General features: G+C 72.7%; 20 protein-coding genes. 18 read left to right on the top strand and 2 right to left on the bottom strand.

The annotated features are described in order from the left end of the window. Nucleotides 1–106: 106 nt before the first annotated feature. The 11 genes from infA (at nt 107) to glmM (ending at nt 8,735) form a co-directional block, all read left to right on the top strand. Nucleotides 107–328, top strand: a complete 222-nt coding sequence (infA, locus tag ACZ6EM_RS15190; RefSeq protein WP_003956442.1) for a translation initiation factor IF-1 — start codon at nt 107–109, stop codon at nt 326–328. 32 nt (nt 329–360) lie between these two features. Next, a complete protein-coding gene (rpmJ, locus tag ACZ6EM_RS15185) occupies nt 361–474 on the top strand; it encodes a 50S ribosomal protein L36 (protein WP_003956441.1) in 114 nt (37 codons plus the stop codon). A 176-nt stretch (nt 475–650) separates the two neighbouring features. Then, nucleotides 651–1,031: a 30S ribosomal protein S13 gene (gene rpsM / locus ACZ6EM_RS15180; protein WP_350511311.1), complete on the top strand. Its 381-nt coding sequence runs from the start codon at nt 651–653 to the stop codon at nt 1,029–1,031. A gap of 72 nt (nt 1,032–1,103) precedes the next feature. After that, nucleotides 1,104–1,511 carry a 30S ribosomal protein S11 gene (gene rpsK / locus ACZ6EM_RS15175; RefSeq protein WP_030232513.1) on the top strand — a complete coding sequence of 136 codons (408 nt, stop codon included), beginning with the start codon at nt 1,104–1,106 and terminating at the stop codon, nt 1,509–1,511. Nucleotides 1,512–1,640: 129 nt separating this feature from the next. Continuing rightward, nucleotides 1,641–2,663 (top strand): DNA-directed RNA polymerase subunit alpha, encoded by a 1,023-nt coding sequence (locus tag ACZ6EM_RS15170; RefSeq protein WP_049649049.1) that lies wholly within the window; start codon nt 1,641–1,643, stop codon nt 2,661–2,663. A gap of 127 nt (nt 2,664–2,790) precedes the next feature. Further along, nucleotides 2,791–3,270, top strand: a complete 480-nt coding sequence (rplQ, locus tag ACZ6EM_RS15165) for a 50S ribosomal protein L17 (protein ID WP_359897505.1) — start codon at nt 2,791–2,793, stop codon at nt 3,268–3,270. A gap of 82 nt (nt 3,271–3,352) precedes the next feature. After that, the gene (gene truA / locus ACZ6EM_RS15160) at nt 3,353–4,264 is read left to right on the top strand and encodes a tRNA pseudouridine(38-40) synthase TruA (protein WP_380631384.1); all 912 of its coding nucleotides are present in this window, start codon (nt 3,353–3,355) and stop codon (nt 4,262–4,264) included. Between the two features lie 41 nt (nt 4,265–4,305). Beyond that, nucleotides 4,306–5,964 carry an ABC-F family ATP-binding cassette domain-containing protein gene (locus ACZ6EM_RS15155; protein WP_465772533.1) on the top strand — a complete coding sequence of 553 codons (1,659 nt, stop codon included), beginning with the start codon at nt 4,306–4,308 and terminating at the stop codon, nt 5,962–5,964. Nucleotides 5,965–6,206: 242 nt separating this feature from the next. Further along, nucleotides 6,207–6,650 carry a 50S ribosomal protein L13 gene (gene rplM, locus ACZ6EM_RS15150; RefSeq protein ID WP_030055846.1) on the top strand — a complete coding sequence of 148 codons (444 nt, stop codon included), beginning with the start codon at nt 6,207–6,209 and terminating at the stop codon, nt 6,648–6,650. Between the two features lie 45 nt (nt 6,651–6,695). Further along, nucleotides 6,696–7,205: a 30S ribosomal protein S9 gene (gene rpsI, locus ACZ6EM_RS15145; RefSeq protein WP_387735829.1), complete on the top strand. Its 510-nt coding sequence runs from the start codon at nt 6,696–6,698 to the stop codon at nt 7,203–7,205. Between the two features lie 165 nt (nt 7,206–7,370). Then, on the top strand, nt 7,371–8,735 hold the full coding sequence (glmM, locus tag ACZ6EM_RS15140) for a phosphoglucosamine mutase (protein WP_452179453.1): 1,365 nt from the start codon (nt 7,371–7,373) through the stop codon (nt 8,733–8,735). A gap of 90 nt (nt 8,736–8,825) precedes the next feature. Here the strand turns inward: glmM and coaA are convergent, their stop codons facing one another. Continuing rightward, nucleotides 8,826–9,821 (bottom strand): type I pantothenate kinase, encoded by a 996-nt coding sequence (coaA, locus tag ACZ6EM_RS15135; protein ID WP_359897501.1) that lies wholly within the window; start codon nt 9,819–9,821, stop codon nt 8,826–8,828. Between the two features lie 98 nt (nt 9,822–9,919). Between coaA and glmS the strand changes: the two genes are divergently transcribed. From glmS to ACZ6EM_RS15105, 6 genes are all read left to right on the top strand, one after another. After that, on the top strand, nt 9,920–11,776 hold the full coding sequence (gene glmS, locus ACZ6EM_RS15130) for a glutamine--fructose-6-phosphate transaminase (isomerizing) (protein ID WP_465772532.1): 1,857 nt from the start codon (nt 9,920–9,922) through the stop codon (nt 11,774–11,776). 386 nt (nt 11,777–12,162) lie between these two features. Further along, nucleotides 12,163–13,638 (top strand): NAD(P)H-hydrate dehydratase, encoded by a 1,476-nt coding sequence (locus ACZ6EM_RS15125; protein ID WP_465772531.1) that lies wholly within the window; start codon nt 12,163–12,165, stop codon nt 13,636–13,638. Nucleotides 13,639–13,776: 138 nt separating this feature from the next. Further along, the gene (gene alr / locus ACZ6EM_RS15120; protein ID WP_465772530.1) at nt 13,777–14,976 is read left to right on the top strand and encodes an alanine racemase; all 1,200 of its coding nucleotides are present in this window, start codon (nt 13,777–13,779) and stop codon (nt 14,974–14,976) included. Next, nucleotides 14,973–16,208, top strand: coding sequence for an alpha/beta fold hydrolase (locus tag ACZ6EM_RS15115; RefSeq protein ID WP_401049444.1), 1,236 nt, complete (start codon nt 14,973–14,975; stop codon nt 16,206–16,208). The genes alr and ACZ6EM_RS15115 overlap by 4 nt, the downstream gene beginning before the upstream one ends. Nucleotides 16,209–16,293: 85 nt before the next feature. Beyond that, nucleotides 16,294–16,791: a tRNA (adenosine(37)-N6)-threonylcarbamoyltransferase complex ATPase subunit type 1 TsaE gene (gene tsaE, locus ACZ6EM_RS15110; RefSeq protein ID WP_359897495.1), complete on the top strand. Its 498-nt coding sequence runs from the start codon at nt 16,294–16,296 to the stop codon at nt 16,789–16,791. Nucleotides 16,792–16,924: 133 nt separating this feature from the next. Next, nucleotides 16,925–17,119: a hypothetical protein gene (locus tag ACZ6EM_RS15105; protein ID WP_401053884.1), complete on the top strand. Its 195-nt coding sequence runs from the start codon at nt 16,925–16,927 to the stop codon at nt 17,117–17,119. A gap of 41 nt (nt 17,120–17,160) precedes the next feature. Here the strand turns inward: ACZ6EM_RS15105 and ACZ6EM_RS15100 are convergent, their stop codons facing one another. Beyond that, on the bottom strand, nt 17,161–17,727 hold the full coding sequence (locus tag ACZ6EM_RS15100) for a hypothetical protein (RefSeq protein ID WP_465772529.1): 567 nt from the start codon (nt 17,725–17,727) through the stop codon (nt 17,161–17,163). 154 nt (nt 17,728–17,881) lie between these two features. Here ACZ6EM_RS15100 and tsaB point away from each other — a divergent pair, with 154 nt between their 5' ends. After that, nucleotides 17,882–18,538, top strand: a complete 657-nt coding sequence (gene tsaB, locus ACZ6EM_RS15095; protein ID WP_380356892.1) for a tRNA (adenosine(37)-N6)-threonylcarbamoyltransferase complex dimerization subunit type 1 TsaB — start codon at nt 17,882–17,884, stop codon at nt 18,536–18,538. Nucleotides 18,539–18,559: the final 21 nt, after the last annotated feature.

The raw sequence follows: 18,559 nt of genomic DNA, 5'->3' as shown, positions 1-18,559 counted from the left end.
TAGCGTGCTTCAGCGCGCCCTCTTCCCCCCGGGGGAGGGGTGAACCCAGGTTCGCACGAGCGTTCCGCATACGGTAGCCGGTCCCGGAAGGTGGATCTCGCAGTTCATGGCTAAGAAGCAAGGCGCCATTGAGATCGAGGGCACCGTGATCGAGTCTCTGCCGAACGCGATGTTCAAGGTCGAGCTGCAGAACGGTCACAAGGTCCTCGCGCACATCAGTGGCAAGATGCGCATGCACTACATCCGCATCCTGCCGGACGACCGGGTCGTCGTGGAGCTCAGCCCCTACGACCTCACGCGCGGGCGGATCGTCTACCGCTACAAGTAAGAACGTCAGATCTAGACCCGGAGAACCTGAACATGAAGGTCAAGCCGAGCGTCAAGAAGATCTGCGACAAGTGCAAGGTGATCCGCCGTCACGGCCGGGTCATGGTGATCTGCGACAACCTGCGCCACAAGCAGCGCCAGGGCTGATCTCTCCCCAGCATTTCTCGTAGTACTTCGCGCGACGCGAAAACGTCATAAGCGGGCTGCCCGATCCGTTCCGTCCGGAACGGACTGCCACCCCCGGTCAGAGGCCGGGGCTCCCTCACCGTGAGGTGTCGGAGTAGGCAGCACGCAAGACCTCTGAAAAAGCACAGGAGCCTTGAATGGCACGCCTCGCCGGCGTTGATCTCCCCCGTGAGAAGCGGATCGAGATCGCCCTCACCTACGTGTACGGCATCGGCCGTACCCGCGCCCAGCAGACCCTGGCCGAGACCGGTGTGAACCCGGACGTCCGCGTCCGCGACATCACCGAGGACGACCTGGTCAAGCTGGGTCAGTACATCGACGCCAACTACACGGTCGAGGGTGACCTCCGCCGTGAGGTGGCCGCCGACATCCGCCGCAAGGTCGAGATCGGCTGCTACGAGGGTCTGCGTCACCGCCGTGGCCTGCCGGTCCGCGGCCAGCGCACCCACACCAACGCGCGTACCCGCAAGGGCCCGCGTCGCGCGATCGCCGGTAAGAAGAAGCCGGGCAAGAAGTAGTCCGTCCCGTAACCGGACATCCCTCCGGCCCGCGGGTCAGCGGACCGACCACCTCAGTAGGAGAACAGACTTATGCCCCCCAAGGGTCGTCAGGCTGCCGGCGCGAAGAAGATCCGCCGCAAGGAAAAGAAGAACGTCGCTCACGGCCACGCGCACATCAAGAGCACGTTCAACAACACCATCGTTTCGATCACCGACCCCGCGGGCAACGTGATCTCCTGGGCCTCCGCCGGCCACGTCGGCTTCAAGGGCTCGCGCAAGTCGACCCCGTTCGCCGCGCAGATGGCCGCCGAGGCCGCTGCCCGTCGCGCGCAGGAGCACGGCATGCGCAAGGTTGACGTCTTCGTGAAGGGTCCGGGCTCCGGCCGCGAGACCGCGATCCGTTCGCTCCAGGCCACCGGCCTGGAGGTCGGCTCGATCCAGGACGTCACCCCCACCCCGCACAACGGCTGCCGTCCGCCGAAGCGCCGCCGCGTCTGACGCAGCGCCTTCGGGCACGCGGGTGATGTTTTAAACCTCGTACGGGCTCCCGTTTTCCACGGGAGCCCGTACGCTTGGTCCTGTCGGCATCAAATAGTGGGTGCCGAAGACAACCGGAGGATTTCCCCCATGCTTATCGCTCAGCGTCCCTCGCTGACCGAAGAGGTCGTCGACGAGTTCCGCTCCCGGTTCGTGATCGAGCCGCTGGAGCCGGGCTTCGGCTACACCCTCGGCAACTCCCTGCGCCGCACGCTCCTGTCGTCGATCCCGGGTGCCGCTGTCACCAGCATCCGCATCGACGGCGTCCTGCACGAGTTCACCACCGTGCCGGGCGTCAAGGAGGACGTGACCGACCTCATCCTCAACATCAAGCAGCTGGTCGTCTCCTCGGAGCACGACGAGCCGGTCGTGATGTACCTGCGCAAGCAGGGCCCGGGTGTCGTCACCGCCGCCGACATCGCCCCGCCGGCGGGTGTCGAGGTGCACAACCCCGAGCTGGTCCTCGCCACGCTGAACGGCAAGGGCAAGCTGGAGATGGAGCTGACCGTCGAGCGCGGTCGCGGCTACGTCTCCGCCGTCCAGAACAAGGCCTCCGGCCAGGAGATCGGCCGCATCCCGGTCGACTCGATCTACAGCCCGGTGCTGAAGGTCACCTACAAGGTCGAGGCCACCCGTGTCGAGCAGCGGACCGACTTCGACAAGCTGATCGTCGACGTCGAGACCAAGCCCGCCATGCGTCCGCGCGACGCCATGGCCTCGGCCGGCAAGACCCTGGTCGAGCTGTTCGGTCTCGCCCGCGAGCTGAACATCGACGCCGAGGGCATCGACATGGGCCCGTCCCCGACGGACGCCGCCCTGGCCGCCGACCTGGCGCTGCCGATCGAGGAGCTGGAGCTCACCGTCCGCTCCTACAACTGCCTCAAGCGCGAGGGCATCCACACCGTGGGTGAGCTCGTCGCCCGCTCCGAGGCCGACCTGCTCGACATCCGCAACTTCGGTGCGAAGTCGATCGACGAGGTCAAGGCGAAGCTGGCCGGCATGGGCCTGGCCCTCAAGGACAGCCCGCCCGGGTTCGACCCGACCGCTGCCGCCGACGCCTTCGGCGCCGACGACCTCGACGACTCGCACTTCGCCGAGACCGAGCAGTACTAAGAGAATTGGCCGCGGGGGCGGTTCCACGGAGCCGCCCCCGTCGTCGCGAAAGTCGTACGGGCAACAGTGCCCGTACGCCCGCTGCGGTACCTGATACGGCCGTAGTCGGAGATCCAAGGAGAAATCCATGCCGCGTCCCACCAAGGGTGCCCGCCTCGGCGGCGGCCCGCACCACGAGCCGCTGCTGCTCGCCGGTCTGTGCCGGGAGCTGTTCCAGTACGGCCGCATCACCACGACCGAGGCCAAGGCCCGTCGGATGCGCCCGCTGGCGGAGAAGCTGATCACCAAGGCGAAGAAGGGCGACATCCACAACCGTCGCCTGGTGCGCAAGACCATCACCGACATCTCGGTGCTGCACACCCTCTTCACCGAGATCGCGCCGCGCTACGAGAACCGCCCGGGTGGCTACACCCGCATCACCAAGATCGGTCCCCGTCGTGGCGACAACGCCCCGATGGCCGTGATCGAGCTGGTCGAGGCGCTGACCGTCGCGCAGACCGCCGTCGGCGAGGCCGAGGCCGCCACCAAGCGCGCCGTCAAGGAGGCCGACGAGGCCGCTGCCGTCGAGACCAAGGCCGACGAGGCCGAGGCCGCCGAGCAGGCCTGACGCCTCTAGGTGTTCCGCGGGCCCGTTTCCCCAGCTCTGGGGGAGCGGGCCCGTTCCTCATCCCCGGGAGATGTGAGAAGCAGTGGTCAACGATTGCGCCGAGCAGCCGCCGGTGAAGGACGGCCCGGCCGACGGGTACGTCCGGGTCCGGCTCGACCTCGCCTACCAGGGCGCCGAGTTCTCCGGCTGGGCCCGTCAGAAGGGCGGCCGGCGGACGGTCCAGGAGGAGATCGAGACCGCGCTGCAGATCGTCACCCGCAGCCCCGAACTGTTCCCGCTGACCGTGGCCGGCCGCACCGACGCCGGGGTGCACGCCCGCGGCCAGGTCGCCCACGTCGACCTGCCCGCCGAGCTGTGGGAGGCGCACCGGGAGAAGCTGCTGCGCCGGCTGGCCGGCCGGCTGCCCGGGGACGTCCGGATCTACCGGGTCGGCGAGGCGCCGGCCGGGTTCGACGCCCGCTTCTCGGCGGTCTGGCGCCGGTACGCGTACCGCGTCGCCGACCACCCCGGCGGGGTGGACCCGCTACTGCGCGGCCACGTGCTCTGGCACGACCGCCCGCTGGACGTGGACCGGATGAACGCCGCGGCGAAGCTGCTGCTCGGCGAGCACGACTTCGCCGCGTACTGCAAGAAGCGCGAGGGCGCCACCACCATCCGCACCCTGCTGGAGCTGCACTGGGACCGCGTCCCGGTGGACTCCTACGCGGCCCAGGAGGGCTCGCTCGCGGTCGCCACCGTCCGGGCCGACGCCTTCTGCCACAACATGGTCCGGGCGCTGGTCGGCGCGATGCTGCTGGTCGGCGACGGGCACCGGCCGGTGGAGTTCCCCGGCGAGGTGCTGGCGGGCGGGGTGCGCAACTCCGCCGTCAACGTGATCCGGCCGTACGGGCTCACGCTGGAGGAGGTCGGCTATCCGCCGGACGACCAGCTGGCCGAGCGCAACCGGGCGGCCCGGCGGATGCGGACCCTGCCCGGGCAGCCGGCCGTCGGGTAATCCGTTTTGGCCCGGCGCGTCCGCTTGGGAGAATCGCTCCCATGGGACACGTCGAGATTTCGCACCTGGAGTACTACCTGCCGGACGGGCGCGTGTTGTTCGACGACGCGTCCTTCCGGGTCGGAGAGGGCGCCGCGGTCGCCCTGGTCGGTGCCAACGGCGCCGGCAAGACCACCCTGCTGCGCATGATCGCGGGGGACATCCAGCCGCACGGCGGCTCGGTGACGATCAGCGGCGGGCTGGGCGTGATGCGCCAGTTCGTCGGCACCACCGGCCGCGAGGACCAGTCGTCCACCCCGGGCGCGCTGCCGGCCGACGCCTCGGTGCGCGACCTGCTGGTGTCGGTCGCCCCCGAGCGGATCGCCAAGGCCGCCCGCGCGGTGGACGCCGCCGAGCTGGCGATGATCGCCCAGGACGACGAGAAGACGCAGATGGCCTACGCCCAGGCGCTCTCCGACTGGGCCGACGTCGGCGGCTACGACTACGAGACGGACTGGGACGTCTGCACCACGGCGGCCCTCGGGGTGCCGTTCGACAAGGCCCAGTGGCGGGGCCTGAACACCCTCTCCGGCGGCGAGCAGAAGCGGCTGGTCCTGGAGGCGCTGCTGCGCGGCCCGGAGGAGGTGCTGCTGCTCGACGAGCCGGACAACTACCTGGACGTCCCGGGCAAGCGCTGGCTGGAGGAGGCCATCAAGGCCACCTCGAAGACCGTGCTGTACATCTCGCACGACCGCGAGCTGCTCTCGAAGACCGCGGACAAGATCATCGCCGTCGAGTCCGGCGCCGCCGGCAGCAGCGTCTGGGTGCACGGGGGCGGCTTCGACAGCTTCCACGAGGCCCGCAAGGACCGCTTCGCGCGCTTCGAGGAGCTGGGCCGGCGCTGGGACGAGGAGCACGCCAAGCTCAAGAAGCTGGTCGTCACCCTGCGCCAGGCGGCCTCCGTCAGCCACGCGCTCGCCACCCGCTACGCCGCCGCCCAGACCCGGCTGAAGAAGTTCGAGGAGGCCGGCCGCCCGGAGGAGCCCCCGCGCGAGCAGAGCATCACCATGCGGCTCAAGGGCGGGCGCACCGGCATGCGCGCCTTCACCCTGGAGCAGCTGGAGCTCACCGGCCTGATGCAGCCCTTCGACCTGGAGGTCTTCTACGGCGAGCGGGTCGCGGTGCTGGGCGCCAACGGCGCCGGCAAGTCGCACCTGCTGCGGCTGCTGGCCGGCGACACGACGGTCGGGCACAGCGGGAACTGGAAGCTCGGCGCCCGGGTCGTCCCCGGCCACTTCCGGCAGACCCACGCCCACCCGGAGCTGTTCGGCCGCACCGTGCGGTCGATCGTCGAGGAGGAGCACGCGCTCAGCCGCGGCGCCGCGATGGGGGCGCTGCGCCGCTACGAGCTGGACCGCCAGGAGGAGCAGAAGTTCGAGTCGCTGTCCGGCGGGCAGCAGGCCCGGCTGATGATCCTCAAGCTCGAACTCTCCGGTGTGACGGCCCTGTTGCTCGACGAGCCGACCGACAACCTGGACCTGGAGAGCGCCGAGGCGCTGCAGACCGGCCTGGAGGCCTTCGAGGGCACCGTGCTGTGCGTCACCCACGACCGCTGGTTCGCCAGGACCTTCGACCGCTTCCTGGTGTTCGGGGCGGACGGCCGGGTGTACGAGTCGTCGGAGCCGGTCTGGGACGTGACCCGGGTGGAGCGCGAACGCTGAGTCGCGACCGGCCCCGGCCGGGAGGGGGCCAGCCGATTTTTGACCCCTCAGGGTCGGGCCGGTAACCTGGACGCTTGATGTGCGTATTGGCTCGCTCTTTCTCACGTGAGAGGTCGGTACGCCGGAGACATCAGGTCGTCGACCAGCGGTCCCCCTTGAATTGCGTCCAAGGTTGGCCAGGCTGCTCTGCCGTCCGGGTGCTCCTGTCAGGACTCACTCACTGAAAAGCGAAGGCTACGACCGTGCGTACGTACAGCCCCAAGCCCGGCGACGTCCAGCGTCAGTGGCACGTCATCGACGCGACCGACGTCGTGCTCGGCCGCCTGGCCTCCCAGGCCGCCAACCTCCTCCGGGGCAAGCACAAGGCGATCTACGCGCCGCACGTTGACACTGGTGACTTCGTCATCATCATCAACGCCGACAAGGTGCACCTGTCCGGTAACAAGAAGACCCAGAAGCTGGCCTACCGCCACTCGGGCTTCCCGGGCGGTCTGCGCTCGGTGCGCTACGACGACCTGCTGGCGAACAACCCGGAGAAGGCCGTCGAGAAGGCCATCAAGGGCATGATCCCCAAGAACAGCCTGGGCCGCCAGATGCTCTCCAAGCTGAAGGTCTACTCGGGCGACCAGCACCCGCACGCTGCCCAGCAGCCGGTGCCGTTCGAGATCACCCAGGTCGCGCAGTAATTCGGCCACCAAGCCCCCCAACACTGAAAAGAGCTGAGGAACATCGTGGCCGAGACCACTGAAACCCTTGAGGTCGACTTCGACGAGGCCGTTGAGGCCGTCGAGGGCGAGTACACCTCCGAGGAGAGCTACACCTCCGAGTCCCTGGCCGGCCGCTTCGGCGAGGCCACCCCGGGCGCCGGCCTCGGCCGTCGCAAGGAGGCGATCGCCCGCGTGCGCATCGTCCCCGGCACCGGCCAGTGGAAGATCAACGGTCGCACCCTCGAGGGTTACTTCCCCAACAAGGTGCACCAGCAGACCGTGAACGAGCCCTTCAAGCTCCTTGAGCTGGACGGCCGTTACGACGTCATCGCCCGCATCAGCGGTGGTGGCACCTCCGGCCAGGCCTACGCGCTGCGCCTCGGCGTCGCCCGTGCCCTGAACGAGGCCGACGTGGACAACAACCGCGCCGCGCTGAAGAAGGCCGGCTTCCTGATGCGTGACGCCCGCGCCGTCGAGCGCAAGAAGGCCGGTCTGAAGAAGGCCCGCAAGGCGCCGCAGTACAGCAAGCGCTAATCGCCTCCCCGGGGGTGCGCTCCGCCCTGGCGGCGCACCCCCTGGTTGTGCGAAACCGTCGCCCCGGAGTACCTCGCGTACTCCGGGGCGACGTGTTCCCCGGCTACTGTGCGGCGGCCGGGATCTTCGGTTGGGTTCCGAGCAGTGGTGATGGAGGACGGGACAGTGGGACGACTCTTCGGTACGGACGGCGTGCGCGGAGTGGCCAACGAGGGCCTGACGGCGGAGCTCGCGCTCGGCCTGTCGGTCGCGGCGGCCCATGTGCTCGGCGAGGCCGGCGCCTTCGACGGCCACCGGCCGGTCGCGGTGGTCGGCCGTGACCCGCGCGCCTCGGGCGAGTTCCTGGAGGCCGCCGTCATCGCCGGTCTGGCGAGCGCCGGCGTCGACGTCCTGCGGGTCGGCGTCCTGCCCACCCCGGCCGTGGCGTACCTCACCGGCGCGCTCGGCGCCGACTTCGGCGTGATGCTGTCCGCCAGCCACAACGCCATGCCGGACAACGGCATCAAGTTCCTCGCCCGCGGCGGCCACAAGCTGGACGACCGGATCGAGGACGCGATCGAGTCCCACTACCGCAAGCACACGCTCGGCGACGAGGACTGGAACCGTCCGACCGGCGCGGCCGTCGGCCGGGTGCGCGAGTACACCGAGGGCTTCGACAAGTACGTCGCCCACCTGATCGGCGTGCTGCCCAACCGCCTGGACGGCATCAAGGTCGTCATCGACGGCGCCCACGGCGCGGCCGCCTACGTCGCCCCCGAGGCCTTCGCCCGGGCCGGTGCCGAGGTGGTCCACACCCTGGGGGCCGAGCCCACCGGCCTCAACATCAACGACGGCGTCGGCTCCACCCACCTGGACCGGCTGCGGGTCGCGATGAAGGAGCACAAGGCCGACCTGGGCATCGCCCTGGACGGCGACGCCGACCGCTGCCTGGCCGCCGACGCCGAGGGCGCCGAGGTGGACGGCGACCAGATCATCGCCATCCTCGCGGTCGCCATGAAGGAGGCCGGCACCCTGCGCCGCAACACCGCGGTGGCCACCGTGATGTCCAACCTCGGCTTCAAGCTGGCGATGGAGCGCGAGGGCATCGAGCTGGTGGAGACCGCCGTCGGCGACCGCTACGTGCTGGAGGCGATGAAGGAGCACGGCTTCGCGCTGGGCGGCGAGCAGTCCGGCCACGTGATCCTGCTGGACCACGCCACCACCGGCGACGGCACCCTGACCGGCCTGATGCTGGGCGCCCGGCTGGCCGCCACCAAGCAGCCGCTGGCCGACCTGGCCGCCGTGATGACCCGGCTGCCGCAGGTGCTGATCAACGTCAAGGGCGTCGACAAGTCCCGGGTGCGGACCAGCGCCGAGCTGACCGCCGCGGTCGCCGCGGCCGAGGCCGAGCTGGGCTCCACCGGCCGGGTCCTGCTGCGCCCGTCGGGCACCGAGCCGCTGGTCCGGGTGATGGTCGAGGCCGCCGACCCGGCGCAGGCCGAGGCGGTCGGGCAGCGGCTGGCCGACGCGGTGCGCACCCACCTGGGCTGAGCCCCCGGGCACCCACCTGGGCTGAGCCCCGGAGACGGCGAAGGGCCCCCGCGCGACGCGGGGGCCCTTCGTGTCGTGCCCGGCGGGCGCTCAGAGCTTGCGCAGCAGCGCCCGGCGGACCTTGTGGTCCGAGCCCTTCTGGAGGATCAGGGTGGCGCGGCCGCGGGTCGGCAGCACGTTCTCCAGCAGGTTGGGCTTGTTGATGGTGCGCCAGACCTGCCGGCCGTACTCCATCGCCTCCTCCTCCGGCACCTCGGTGAAGCGGCGGAAGTAGGAGTTCGGGTCCTGGAAGGCGGTCTGCCGCAGCTTGCGGAAGCGGTCCAGGTACCAGTGCTCGATGTCGTCGGTCCGGGCGTCGACATAGATCGAGAAGTCGAAGTAGTCGGCCACCGCGAGGCGGGTGCGGCCGTCGGAGCCGGGCAGGGCCGGCTGGAGCACGTTCAGGCCCTCGACGATCAGGATGTCCGGGCGCTCCACGGTCAGCCGCTCGCCCTGCACGATGTCGTACACCAGGTGCGAGTAGACCGGCGCGCTGACCCGCTCCTTGCCCGCCTTCACGTCCGCGACGAAGCGCATCAGCGCCCGGCGGTCGTACGACTCCGGAAAGCCCTTGCGGGCCATCAGGCCGCGCCGGCGCAGCTCGGCGTTGGGGAGCAGGAAGCCGTCGGTGGTGACCAGCTCGACCCGGGGGTGCTCGGGCCAGCGGGCGAGCAGTGCCTGGAGCAGGCGGGCGGTGGTGGACTTGCCGACCGCCACGGAGCCGGCCACGCCGATGATGAACGGGGTGCGGGTGCGTTCGGTGTCCGGGGTGTCCAGGAAGGTGCCCAGCGTGCCGCGCAGCTCGTGCGTGGCGTGGATGTACAGGTTCAGCAGGCGCGACAGCGGTAGGTAGACGTCGCGGACCTCGTCCAGGTCGAGGGCGGTGCCGAGGCCGCGCAGCCGTTCCACCTCCTCGGCGGTCAGCGGCAGTGGCGTACGCTCGCGCAGCGCGCTCCACTCGGCCCGGCTGAGGTCGACGTAGGGGGACGGCGACGGGCCGGGCGTGGCGGCGCCCCGCGTACAGAGTTCGGTCAGCACATGCTCCATTGTGAGCCGTAGCGGCGTTCACGGTGGCTGTGGTGTCGGTCACGCAGCGTTCGCGCGCGGGGGGAAACGGCCACAGAACCGCCCTTATGCTGGCACGCATGTGCGGAATTGTTGGATACGTGGGCGCTCAGTCCGCCCTCGACGTAGTAATCGCAGGCTTGCAGCGACTGGAGTACCGGGGCTACGACTCGGCCGGTGTCGCGGTGCAGGTCCAGGACTCCGAGGGGCAGTGGAGCCTGGCCACCGACAAGCGGGCGGGCAAGCTCGCCAATCTGGAGAAGTCGCTCGCCGAGTCCCCTCTGCCCGGCGGCACCACCGGCATCGGCCACACCCGCTGGGCCACCCACGGCGGCCCGACGGACGCCAACGCCCACCCCCACCTGGACGACCACCAGCGGGTGGCCGTGGTGCACAACGGCATCATCGAGAACTTCGCGCAGCTGCGCGCCGAGATCGCCGAGCGCGGCCACACCCTCCGGTCCGAGACCGACACCGAGGTCGTCGCCCACCTGCTGGGCGAGGCCTACGCGGGTGACCTCGCCGAGGCCATGCGGGTGGTCTGCCGTCAGCTGGAGGGCGCCTTCACCCTGGTCGCCGTGCACGCGGACGCGCCGGACGTGGTCGTCGGTGCCCGCCGCAACTCGCCGCTGGTGGTCGGCCGCGGCGAGGGCGAGAACTTCCTCGCCTCGGACGTCGCCGCCTTCATCGCCCACACCCGCGAGGCGATCGAGCTGGGCCAGGACCAGGTGGTCGAGCTGCGCCGGGAGGGCGTGACCGTCACCAACTTCGACGGCACCCCGGCCGACGTGCGCGAGTACCACGTCGACTGGGACGCCTCGGCCGCCGAGAAGGGCGGCTACGACTACTTCATGCTCAAGGAGATCGCCGAGCAGCCGAAGGCGGTCGCCGACACCCTCCTCGGCCGGATCGGCACCGACGGCCGGCTGACCCTGGACGAGCTGCGGATCTCCGACGCCGACCTGCGCTCGGTCGACAAGGTCGTCATCGTGGCCTGCGGCACGGCCTTCCACGCCGGCATGATCGCCAAGTACGCGATCGAGCACTGGACCCGCATCCCCTGCGAGGTCGAGGTCGCCTCCGAGTTCCGCTACCGCGACCCGATCATGGGCCCGGGCACGCTGGTCATCGCCATCTCGCAGTCCGGCGAGACCATGGACACCCTGATGGCCCTGCGGCACGCCCGCGAGCAGGGCGCCAAGGTGCTGGCGATCTGCAACACCAACGGCTCCACCATCCCGCGCGAGTCGGACGCGGTGCTGTACACCCACGCCGGCCCGGAGGTCGCGGTCGCCTCGACCAAGGCGTTCCTGACCCAGCTGGTCGCCTGCTACCTGGTCGCCCTGTACCTGGGCCAGGTGCGCGGCACCAAGTGGGGCGACGAGATCTTCGCCGTCATCAAGGAGCTCGGCGACGCGCCGAAGCAGGTCGAGCAGGTCCTGGAGACCATGGAGCCGGTGCGCGAGCTGGCCCGCTCGCTGGCCGACGCCCGCTCGGTGCTGTTCCTCGGCCGCCACGTCGGCTTCCCGGTGGCCCTGGAGGGCGCGCTCAAGCTCAAGGAGCTGGCGTACATGCACGCCGAGGGCTTCGCGGCGGGCGAGCTCAAGCACGGCCCGATCGCGCTGATCGAGGAGGGGCTGCCGGTCGTGGTGGTCGTGCCCTCGCCGCGCGGGCGCTCGATCCTGCACGACAAGATCGTCTCCAACATCCAGGAGATCCGGGCCCGCGGTGCTCGCACGATCGTGATCGCCGAGGAGGGCGACGAGGCCGTCGTCCCGTACGCGGACCACCTGATCCGCATCCCGGCCACCCCGGTGCTGCTCCAGCCGCTGGTCGCCACCGTCCCGCTCCAGGTCTTCGCCTGCGAGCTGGCCACGGCCAAGGGCCACGAGGTCGACCAGCCGCGCAACCTGGCGAAGTCGGTCACCGTCGAGTAGTCGCTCGGCGGCACGGTGCCCCTGCGGTGGCTGCGTCCTACCGCAGGGGCACCGTGCCGAGCGTGAAGGAGAACGGGGCGGGAGCTTGATGCGCCTGCCGAATTCGGTTTCGTGGAGGGTGGTGCAGTCGCCGTTCCCCGGATCCGTGAACAGCGTCACCCTGCCGTCGCTGCGGTCGATGACCAGGTAGCACGGGATGCCCGCAGCGGCGTAGCCCAGGCGCTTGGCCTCGCGATCCTTGTGCGGGCCACAAGGTAGGCGTACGGACCGGCACCGGCGGGGGATCGAAGTGGTTGTCACTCGAACGTGTGCCGCAGGCCCGGCTCCCGCGGGGCGGTGACGCGGGCTAGCGTCGGCGGTAGCCGACCGCCGAAGGAGTTCTCCCCATGCGTCATGCACACCCTGTGGAAACCGTCCGGGCCGCCGAGGCCGAGCTGATGGCGCGGCTGCCCGAGGGCACCCTGATGCAGCGGGCGGCCGCGGGGCTGGCCGCGACCTGCGCGCGGCTGCTGACGCGGCGTCGGGGGCGGGTGTACGGCAGCCGGGTGACGGTGCTCGCGGGCAGCGGGGACAACGGGGGTGACGCCCTGTACGCCGGGGCCGCGCTGGCCCGGCGCGGGGCGCGGGTGACGGCGGTGCTGCTGGCGCCGGAGAAGGCCCACCCGGGCGGGCTGGCCGCGCTGCGGGCCGCCGGCGGGCGGGTGACGGCGGAGCGGGAAGTCGGCCTGGCCGACTTCCCGCGCGCGGACCTGGTGCTGGACGGGATCGTCGGCATCGGCGGCCGGGGCGGGCTGCGCCCGGAGGCCGTGCCGTACGCGAGGGCCGAGCGGCACGGGATCGTGGTGGCGGTGGACCTGCCGAGCGGGGTGGACGCCGACACCGGGGAGGTGCCGGGCGCCGCGCTGCGGGCGGACGTCACGGTCTGCTTCGGCACGTACAAGCCCGGGCTGCTGGTCGACCCGGGGGCCTCGTACGCGGGGGCCGTGCAGCTGGTCGGCATCGGGCTGGAGCCGGGCGCCGCGCAGGTGACGGCGCTCCAGCACGCGGACGTGGCGGCGCTGCTGCCGGAGCCGGGCGCGGAGAGCGACAAGTACCGGCGCGGCGTGGTCGGGGTGGCGGCCGGCTCGGCGACCTACCCGGGGGCGGCGCTGCTGGCGGTGGCCGGGGCGCTGCACGGCGGCGCGGGCGCCGTCCGGTACGTGGGCACGGCGGCCGAGGAGGTGGTGCGGCGCTTCCCGGAGGTGCTGGTCACCGAGGGCGGGCCGGCCGGCGCCGGACGGGTGCAGGCCTGGGTGGTCGGGCCGGGCGGCGGCGAGGGGGCGCGGCAGGCGCTGACCGAGGCGCTGGCGAGCGACGTCCCGGTGCTGGTGGACGCCGACGGGCTGACCGAGCTGGGCCGGCTCGGCCCGGACGCGCTGGCCGGCCGCACCGCGCCCACCCTGCTCACCCCGCACACCGGCGAGGCCGCCCGGCTGCTCGCCGGCGCCGACGGCGGTACACCGCCGGCCGCCGACGACCTGGCCGCGGCCCGGCTGGCCACCGCCCGACGGCTGGCGGCCGGCTACCGCGCCACGGTGCTGCTGAAGGGCTCGACCACGGTGGTCGCCGATCCGGGCGGGGCCGTCCGGGTGAACCCCACCGGCACCTCCTGGCTGGCCACCGCCGGCAGCGGCGACGTGCTGGCCGGGCTGGCCGGCTCCCTGCTGGCGGCCGGCCTCGCGCCGCTGGAGGCCGCGTCGGCGGCCGCCTACCTGCACGGCCTGGCCGGCCGGGAGGCGGCGGGCGTGCCGGGCGCCCCGACGACGGCGCTCGCGGTGGCCGGGGCGCTCCCGGCGGTGTGGCGGGCGGTCCGCGCGGGGTGACCCCGGAACCGGGACATCCGGTTGCGGCGTCCTGAACGGGGTGAACGGGCGGTCCGCCGCACGTCGGCGCGTCGTGGGGGCCGCCGCGCCGCCGGGCCGTTCGGCGAGGACTCCGGGACGTCTGGGAGACTGACCCTGATGACAACTGCGAACACGACCGGCACAGCCACCCGCACCGACGGCCTCCGGGCCGAGGCGACCATCGATCTCGCCGCCCTGCGCGGCAACCTCGCCGCCCTGCGCGAACGCGTCGGCGGCGCGGCGGTGATGCTCGCCGTCAAGGCGAACGCCTACGGCCACGGCGCGGTCGAGTGCGCCCGGGAAGCGGTCGCGAACGGGATCGGCTGGCTCGGCTGCGCGACGCCGGACGAGGCGCTGGCGCTGCGGGCCGCGGGCATCCGCCCGGAGCAGGCCCGCATCCTGTGCTGGCTGTGGACGCCGGGCGGGCCCTGGCACGAGGCGCTGCGCGCGGACCTGGACATCTCGGTCAGCGGCCAGTGGGCGCTGGACGAGCTGCTGCCCGCCGTCCGCGAGACCGGCATCCCGGCCCGGGTGCACCTGAAGGCCGACACCGGCCTCGGCCGCAACGGCTGCCAGCCGCACGACTGGCCGCGGCTGGTGGCCGCCGCCCGCCGGGCCGAGACGGAGGGGCTGCTGACGGTCGTCGGCGTGTGGTCGCACTTCGCCGCGGCGGACGAGCCGGGCCACCCGTCGATCCAGGCCCAGCTGGACTCCTACCGCGCCGCGCTGGCCACGGCCGAGGCCGCCGGGCTGCGCCCCGCGGTCCGGCACCTGGCGAACTCCCCGGCCGCGCTGCTGCTGCCCGAGTCGCACTTCGACCTGGTCCGCACCGGCCTGGCCGCGTACGGGCTGTCGCCGGTGCCGGAGGTGGGCTCGCCGGCCGACTTCGGGCTGCGCCCGGTGATGGCGCTGACCGCGCGGCTGGCGCTGGTCAAGCACGTCCCCGGCGGGCACGGGGTCAGCTACGGCCACCACTACACGACGCCGGGCGAGACCACCCTGGGCCTGGTCCCGGTCGGCTACGGCGACGGCATCCCCCGGCACGCCAGCGGCACCGGCCCGGTGCAGATCGCCGGCAAGTGGCGCACGGTGGCCGGCCGGGTCGCGATGGACCAGTTCGTGGTGGACCTCGGCGGCGAGACCCCGGCGATCGGCGACGAGGTGCTGCTGTTCGGCAACGGCGAGCGCGGCGAGCCCACCGCGGAGGACTGGGCCCGCGCCTGCGGCACCATCTCGTACGAGATCATCACCCGGATCGGTGCCCGGGTGCCCCGCCGCTACCTCGGCGGCAGCCACCCGGAGGGCCCGTCGGCATGACCGGTGCACCGGCCGAGGGCAGTCCGGTCGCGGCGGTCGCCAAGGCGGCCGGCGCCGCCTCCGGGGTGAGCCGGGCGGGTGTGATCGGGATCTCGGTCGGCGTACTGGCGGCGGGGGCGGCCGCGGGCGTCGCGGTGGAGCGGCTGACCGTCGGCCGGGCGATGCGCCGCCGGGCCCGGGCCGAGCTGGACGCGAACGCCCCGTACGGCTCGCTGCGCGGCCGTCCGAGGACGGTGGCCGCGCCGGACGGCACCGAGCTGTACGTCGAGCTGGACGGCACCGGCTGGAGCGGGCCGGACGGGGACGGCGCCGGCGCCGAGCCGCTGACCGTGGTGTTCTGCCACGGCTACTGCCTCAACCAGGACAGCTGGCACTTCCAGCGGGCCGCGCTGCGCGAGGGCATGCGGCTGGTCCTCTGGGACCAGCGCAGCCACGGCCGCTCCGAGCGCTCCCGTTCGTACCTGGCGGGCGAGCCGGCCGGCATCGACCAGCTGGGCGGCGACCTCAAGGCCGTGATCGACGCCGTCGCCCCGACCGGGCCGCTGGTGCTGGTGGGCCACTCGATGGGCGGCATGACGGTGATGGCGCTGGCCGACCAGCACCCTGAACTGTTCCGCGAGAGGGTCGCCGGGGTGGCGCTGATCGGCACCCTCGCCGGGGACTGGAACGAGGTCAGCCTCGGCCTGCCGAGGGCCGGCGCGAAGCTGTTCAGGAAGGTCGCGCCCGGCATGGTGAAGCTGCTGGGCCGCCAGGTCGACCTGATCGAGGCGACCAGGCGGCTGGGCTCGGACGTGGCCGCCGTGTTCTACCGGAGGTTCTCCTTCGGCGGCCGGGACGTCGACCCCGGTGTGGTGCGCTTCGCCGAGCAGCTGCTGGACGCCACCCCGATCGACGTGGTCGCCGAGTTCTACCCGGTGTTCGGCGCGCACGAGAAGTACGAGGCGCTGGCCGCCCTGCGGGGCCTGCCCGCGCTGGTGCTGGCCGGGACGAAGGACCTGCTGACGCCCTCGACGCACAGCGAGGCGATGGCCGCGCGGCTGCCCGGCGCCGAACTGGTCCTGGCCGAGGGCGCCGGGCACCTGGTGATGCTGGAACGCCCGGAGCTGGTGGACCACGAGCTGGCGCGGCTGCTGCGCCGGGCCGCCGGCTTCGCCGGGGCGGCGCCGCTGCCCGCGGCCGTCCTCGACCTGGCCCGGGAGCGGGTCGCGGAAGGCGTCGTCGACCCCGTGTGAGCCCCGGCGGCGCGCGGATGTGGCACGGTAGCGGTGGCGGCCGGTGGTCGGTGCGCCGGTACGGACCGAAGGGCAAGACACGCGCATGGGCTCGCACGCCACTCTCACCGTCCCCACCCCGGAGCGGATGGGCCGGCTCGGCCGGGAGCTGGCCGCGCTGCTGCGGCCGGGTGACCTGGTGCTGCTCTCCGGGGAGCTGGGCGCGGGGAAGACCACGCTGACCCGGGGCCTGGGGGAGGGCCTGCAGGTCCGCGGGGCGGTGACCTCACCGACCTTTGTGATCGCCCGGGTGCACCCCTCGCTGGTCGGCGGCCCGGCGCTGGTGCACGTGGACGCGTACCGGCTGGGCGGGGACCTGGACGAGATGGAGGACCTCGACCTGGACGTCTCGCTGCCCGAGTCGGTGGTCGTGGTGGAGTGGGGCGAGGGCAAGGTCGAGCGGCTGTCCGAGGACCGGCTGGAGGTCCGGATCGAGCGCGCCATCGGCGGCACGGCGGACGGGGACGACCAGGACCCGCGCCGGGTGGTGCTGACCGGGATCGGCCCGCGCTGGGCGGACGCGGCGCTGGCGGACCTCGGATAGCCGACGGGCGCCGACGGGGTGCCGACGTCCCGCCGACATCTTGCCGACAGGCTGTCGGCAAGATGTTGCGGGCGGGGTGCCGGGCGTGGTGGGATGGGTGCTGCGGTTAGGTCTGCCTAACTAGGGAGGCGCCATGTCGAGCACCACCCCCGCCCCGAAGCGCGCGGTCCCCGCCGCCGGGGCCGGAGAACCGGCCCGTCGCGCTCCGGGAGAGCCGATGCGGGCGCTGCTGGCCGCCTGCGCGGCCGCCGAGGCGGTGTCCACCCCGCCCGAACCGCGGCCCCGACAGGACGAACGGCCCGAGGCGCGGGCGCCCCGGGCCGCGTGAGGCCGGTCCTTCCGGGCCCGGGCCGTTCCGGGCCGTCCGGGTCAGGCGATCACGACCACCTTGGTGTCCTTGGGCGCGAAGTCCCAGAGCAGCTGCCCCTCGGCGCGTCCGCTGCGGATGCCGCCGGTCTTGGCGCTCGGGTCGGTGGTCGGCGTCGCGCCGTCCACCGCCGCGCTGAAGCCGAACACCACGCCGTTCTGCTGCGCGAAGCGCACCACGTGCTCGATCTGCTTGCCGTCCGTCCCGGTGGTGGTCTGGGTGCGGCTGTACACGGCGTAGCTGCCCGGGGCCGGCTCGACCGAGCCCGGGGTGACCGGGAAGGCGGCCGCGACCTGCGGAGTCTTCTTCGGGTCGACCAGCCAGACGAAGTGGCTGCCGACCGAGTAGACCACGCGGATGCCGGTGCCCGAGGTGGTCGGCAGCGCGGGGACGGTCGGGGCGGCCGAGGCGGTCGGCGCCGCGGCGGTCGCGGTGCCGGTCGCCGTGGTGGTGGCCGTGGGCCTGGGGCCGCCGGCCCGGTCCTGGGCGCCGTTGGCCTGGAAGGCCAGCAGGCTCACCACCGCCAGGGCCCCCAGGGTCAACCCCGTGACCACCACTCCAGGACCCATCTTCGCCACGTTGCCGCTCCCGCCGCCGTCCCTTTACGTACGGCCCCATCGTGCCAGGTTCATCCGCGCGGGTCGCAGCGCCTCGGATGTGTGTTCCCGGCTGGTACACCTTGCCGATCGGCCGGTCGGCCCAACGCGGTCTAACCTTGACCCCGTGCTGCTGCTCGCGTTCGACACCGCTACCCCCGCCGTCACCGCCGCCGTCCACGACGGCACGGCCGTCCTCGCCGAGACCCACCAGGTCGACGCCAGGCGCCACGGCGAACTGTTGCTGCCCGCGATCGACGGGGTGCTGCGGGCCGCGGGGGTGGACAAGCACCGGCTGACCGGCATCGCGGTCGGCGTCGGCCCCGGCCCGTACACCGGCCTGCGGGTCGGCCTGGTGACCGCCGCCGCGCTCGGCCACGCGCTCGGGCTGCCGGTGCACGGCGTCTGCACCCTGGACGCGATCGCCTTCCAGGCCCGCGCCGAGGGCCTGGCCGGGCAGCCGTTCACCGTCGCCACCGACGCGCGCCGCAAGGAGGTCTACTGGGCCTCGTACGACGCCGAGGGCCGCCGCACCGAGGGCCCCGGCGTGGACCGCCCGGCCGAGCTGACCCCGCAGGAACGCTCCGTCGGCGCCGGCGCGCTGCTCTACCCCGACGCCTTCCCGGGCGGGCACGGCCCCGAGCACGTCTCGGCCGGCGCCCTGGCCGGGTTCGCCGCCGCCGAGCTGGCCGCCGGGCGCGAGCTGCTGCCGAACCACCCGCTGTACCTGCGCCGCCCGGACGCCCAGGTCCCGGCCGGCTACAAGGCGGTGCTCCCGGCGTGAACCACGGCACCACCCTGCGCC

It is taken from the genome of Kitasatospora sp. NPDC041917, from assembly GCF_055589745.1.
The sequence above is the reverse complement of the archived record's forward strand: the minus strand, read 5'-3'. Positions and strand labels throughout refer to the sequence as shown.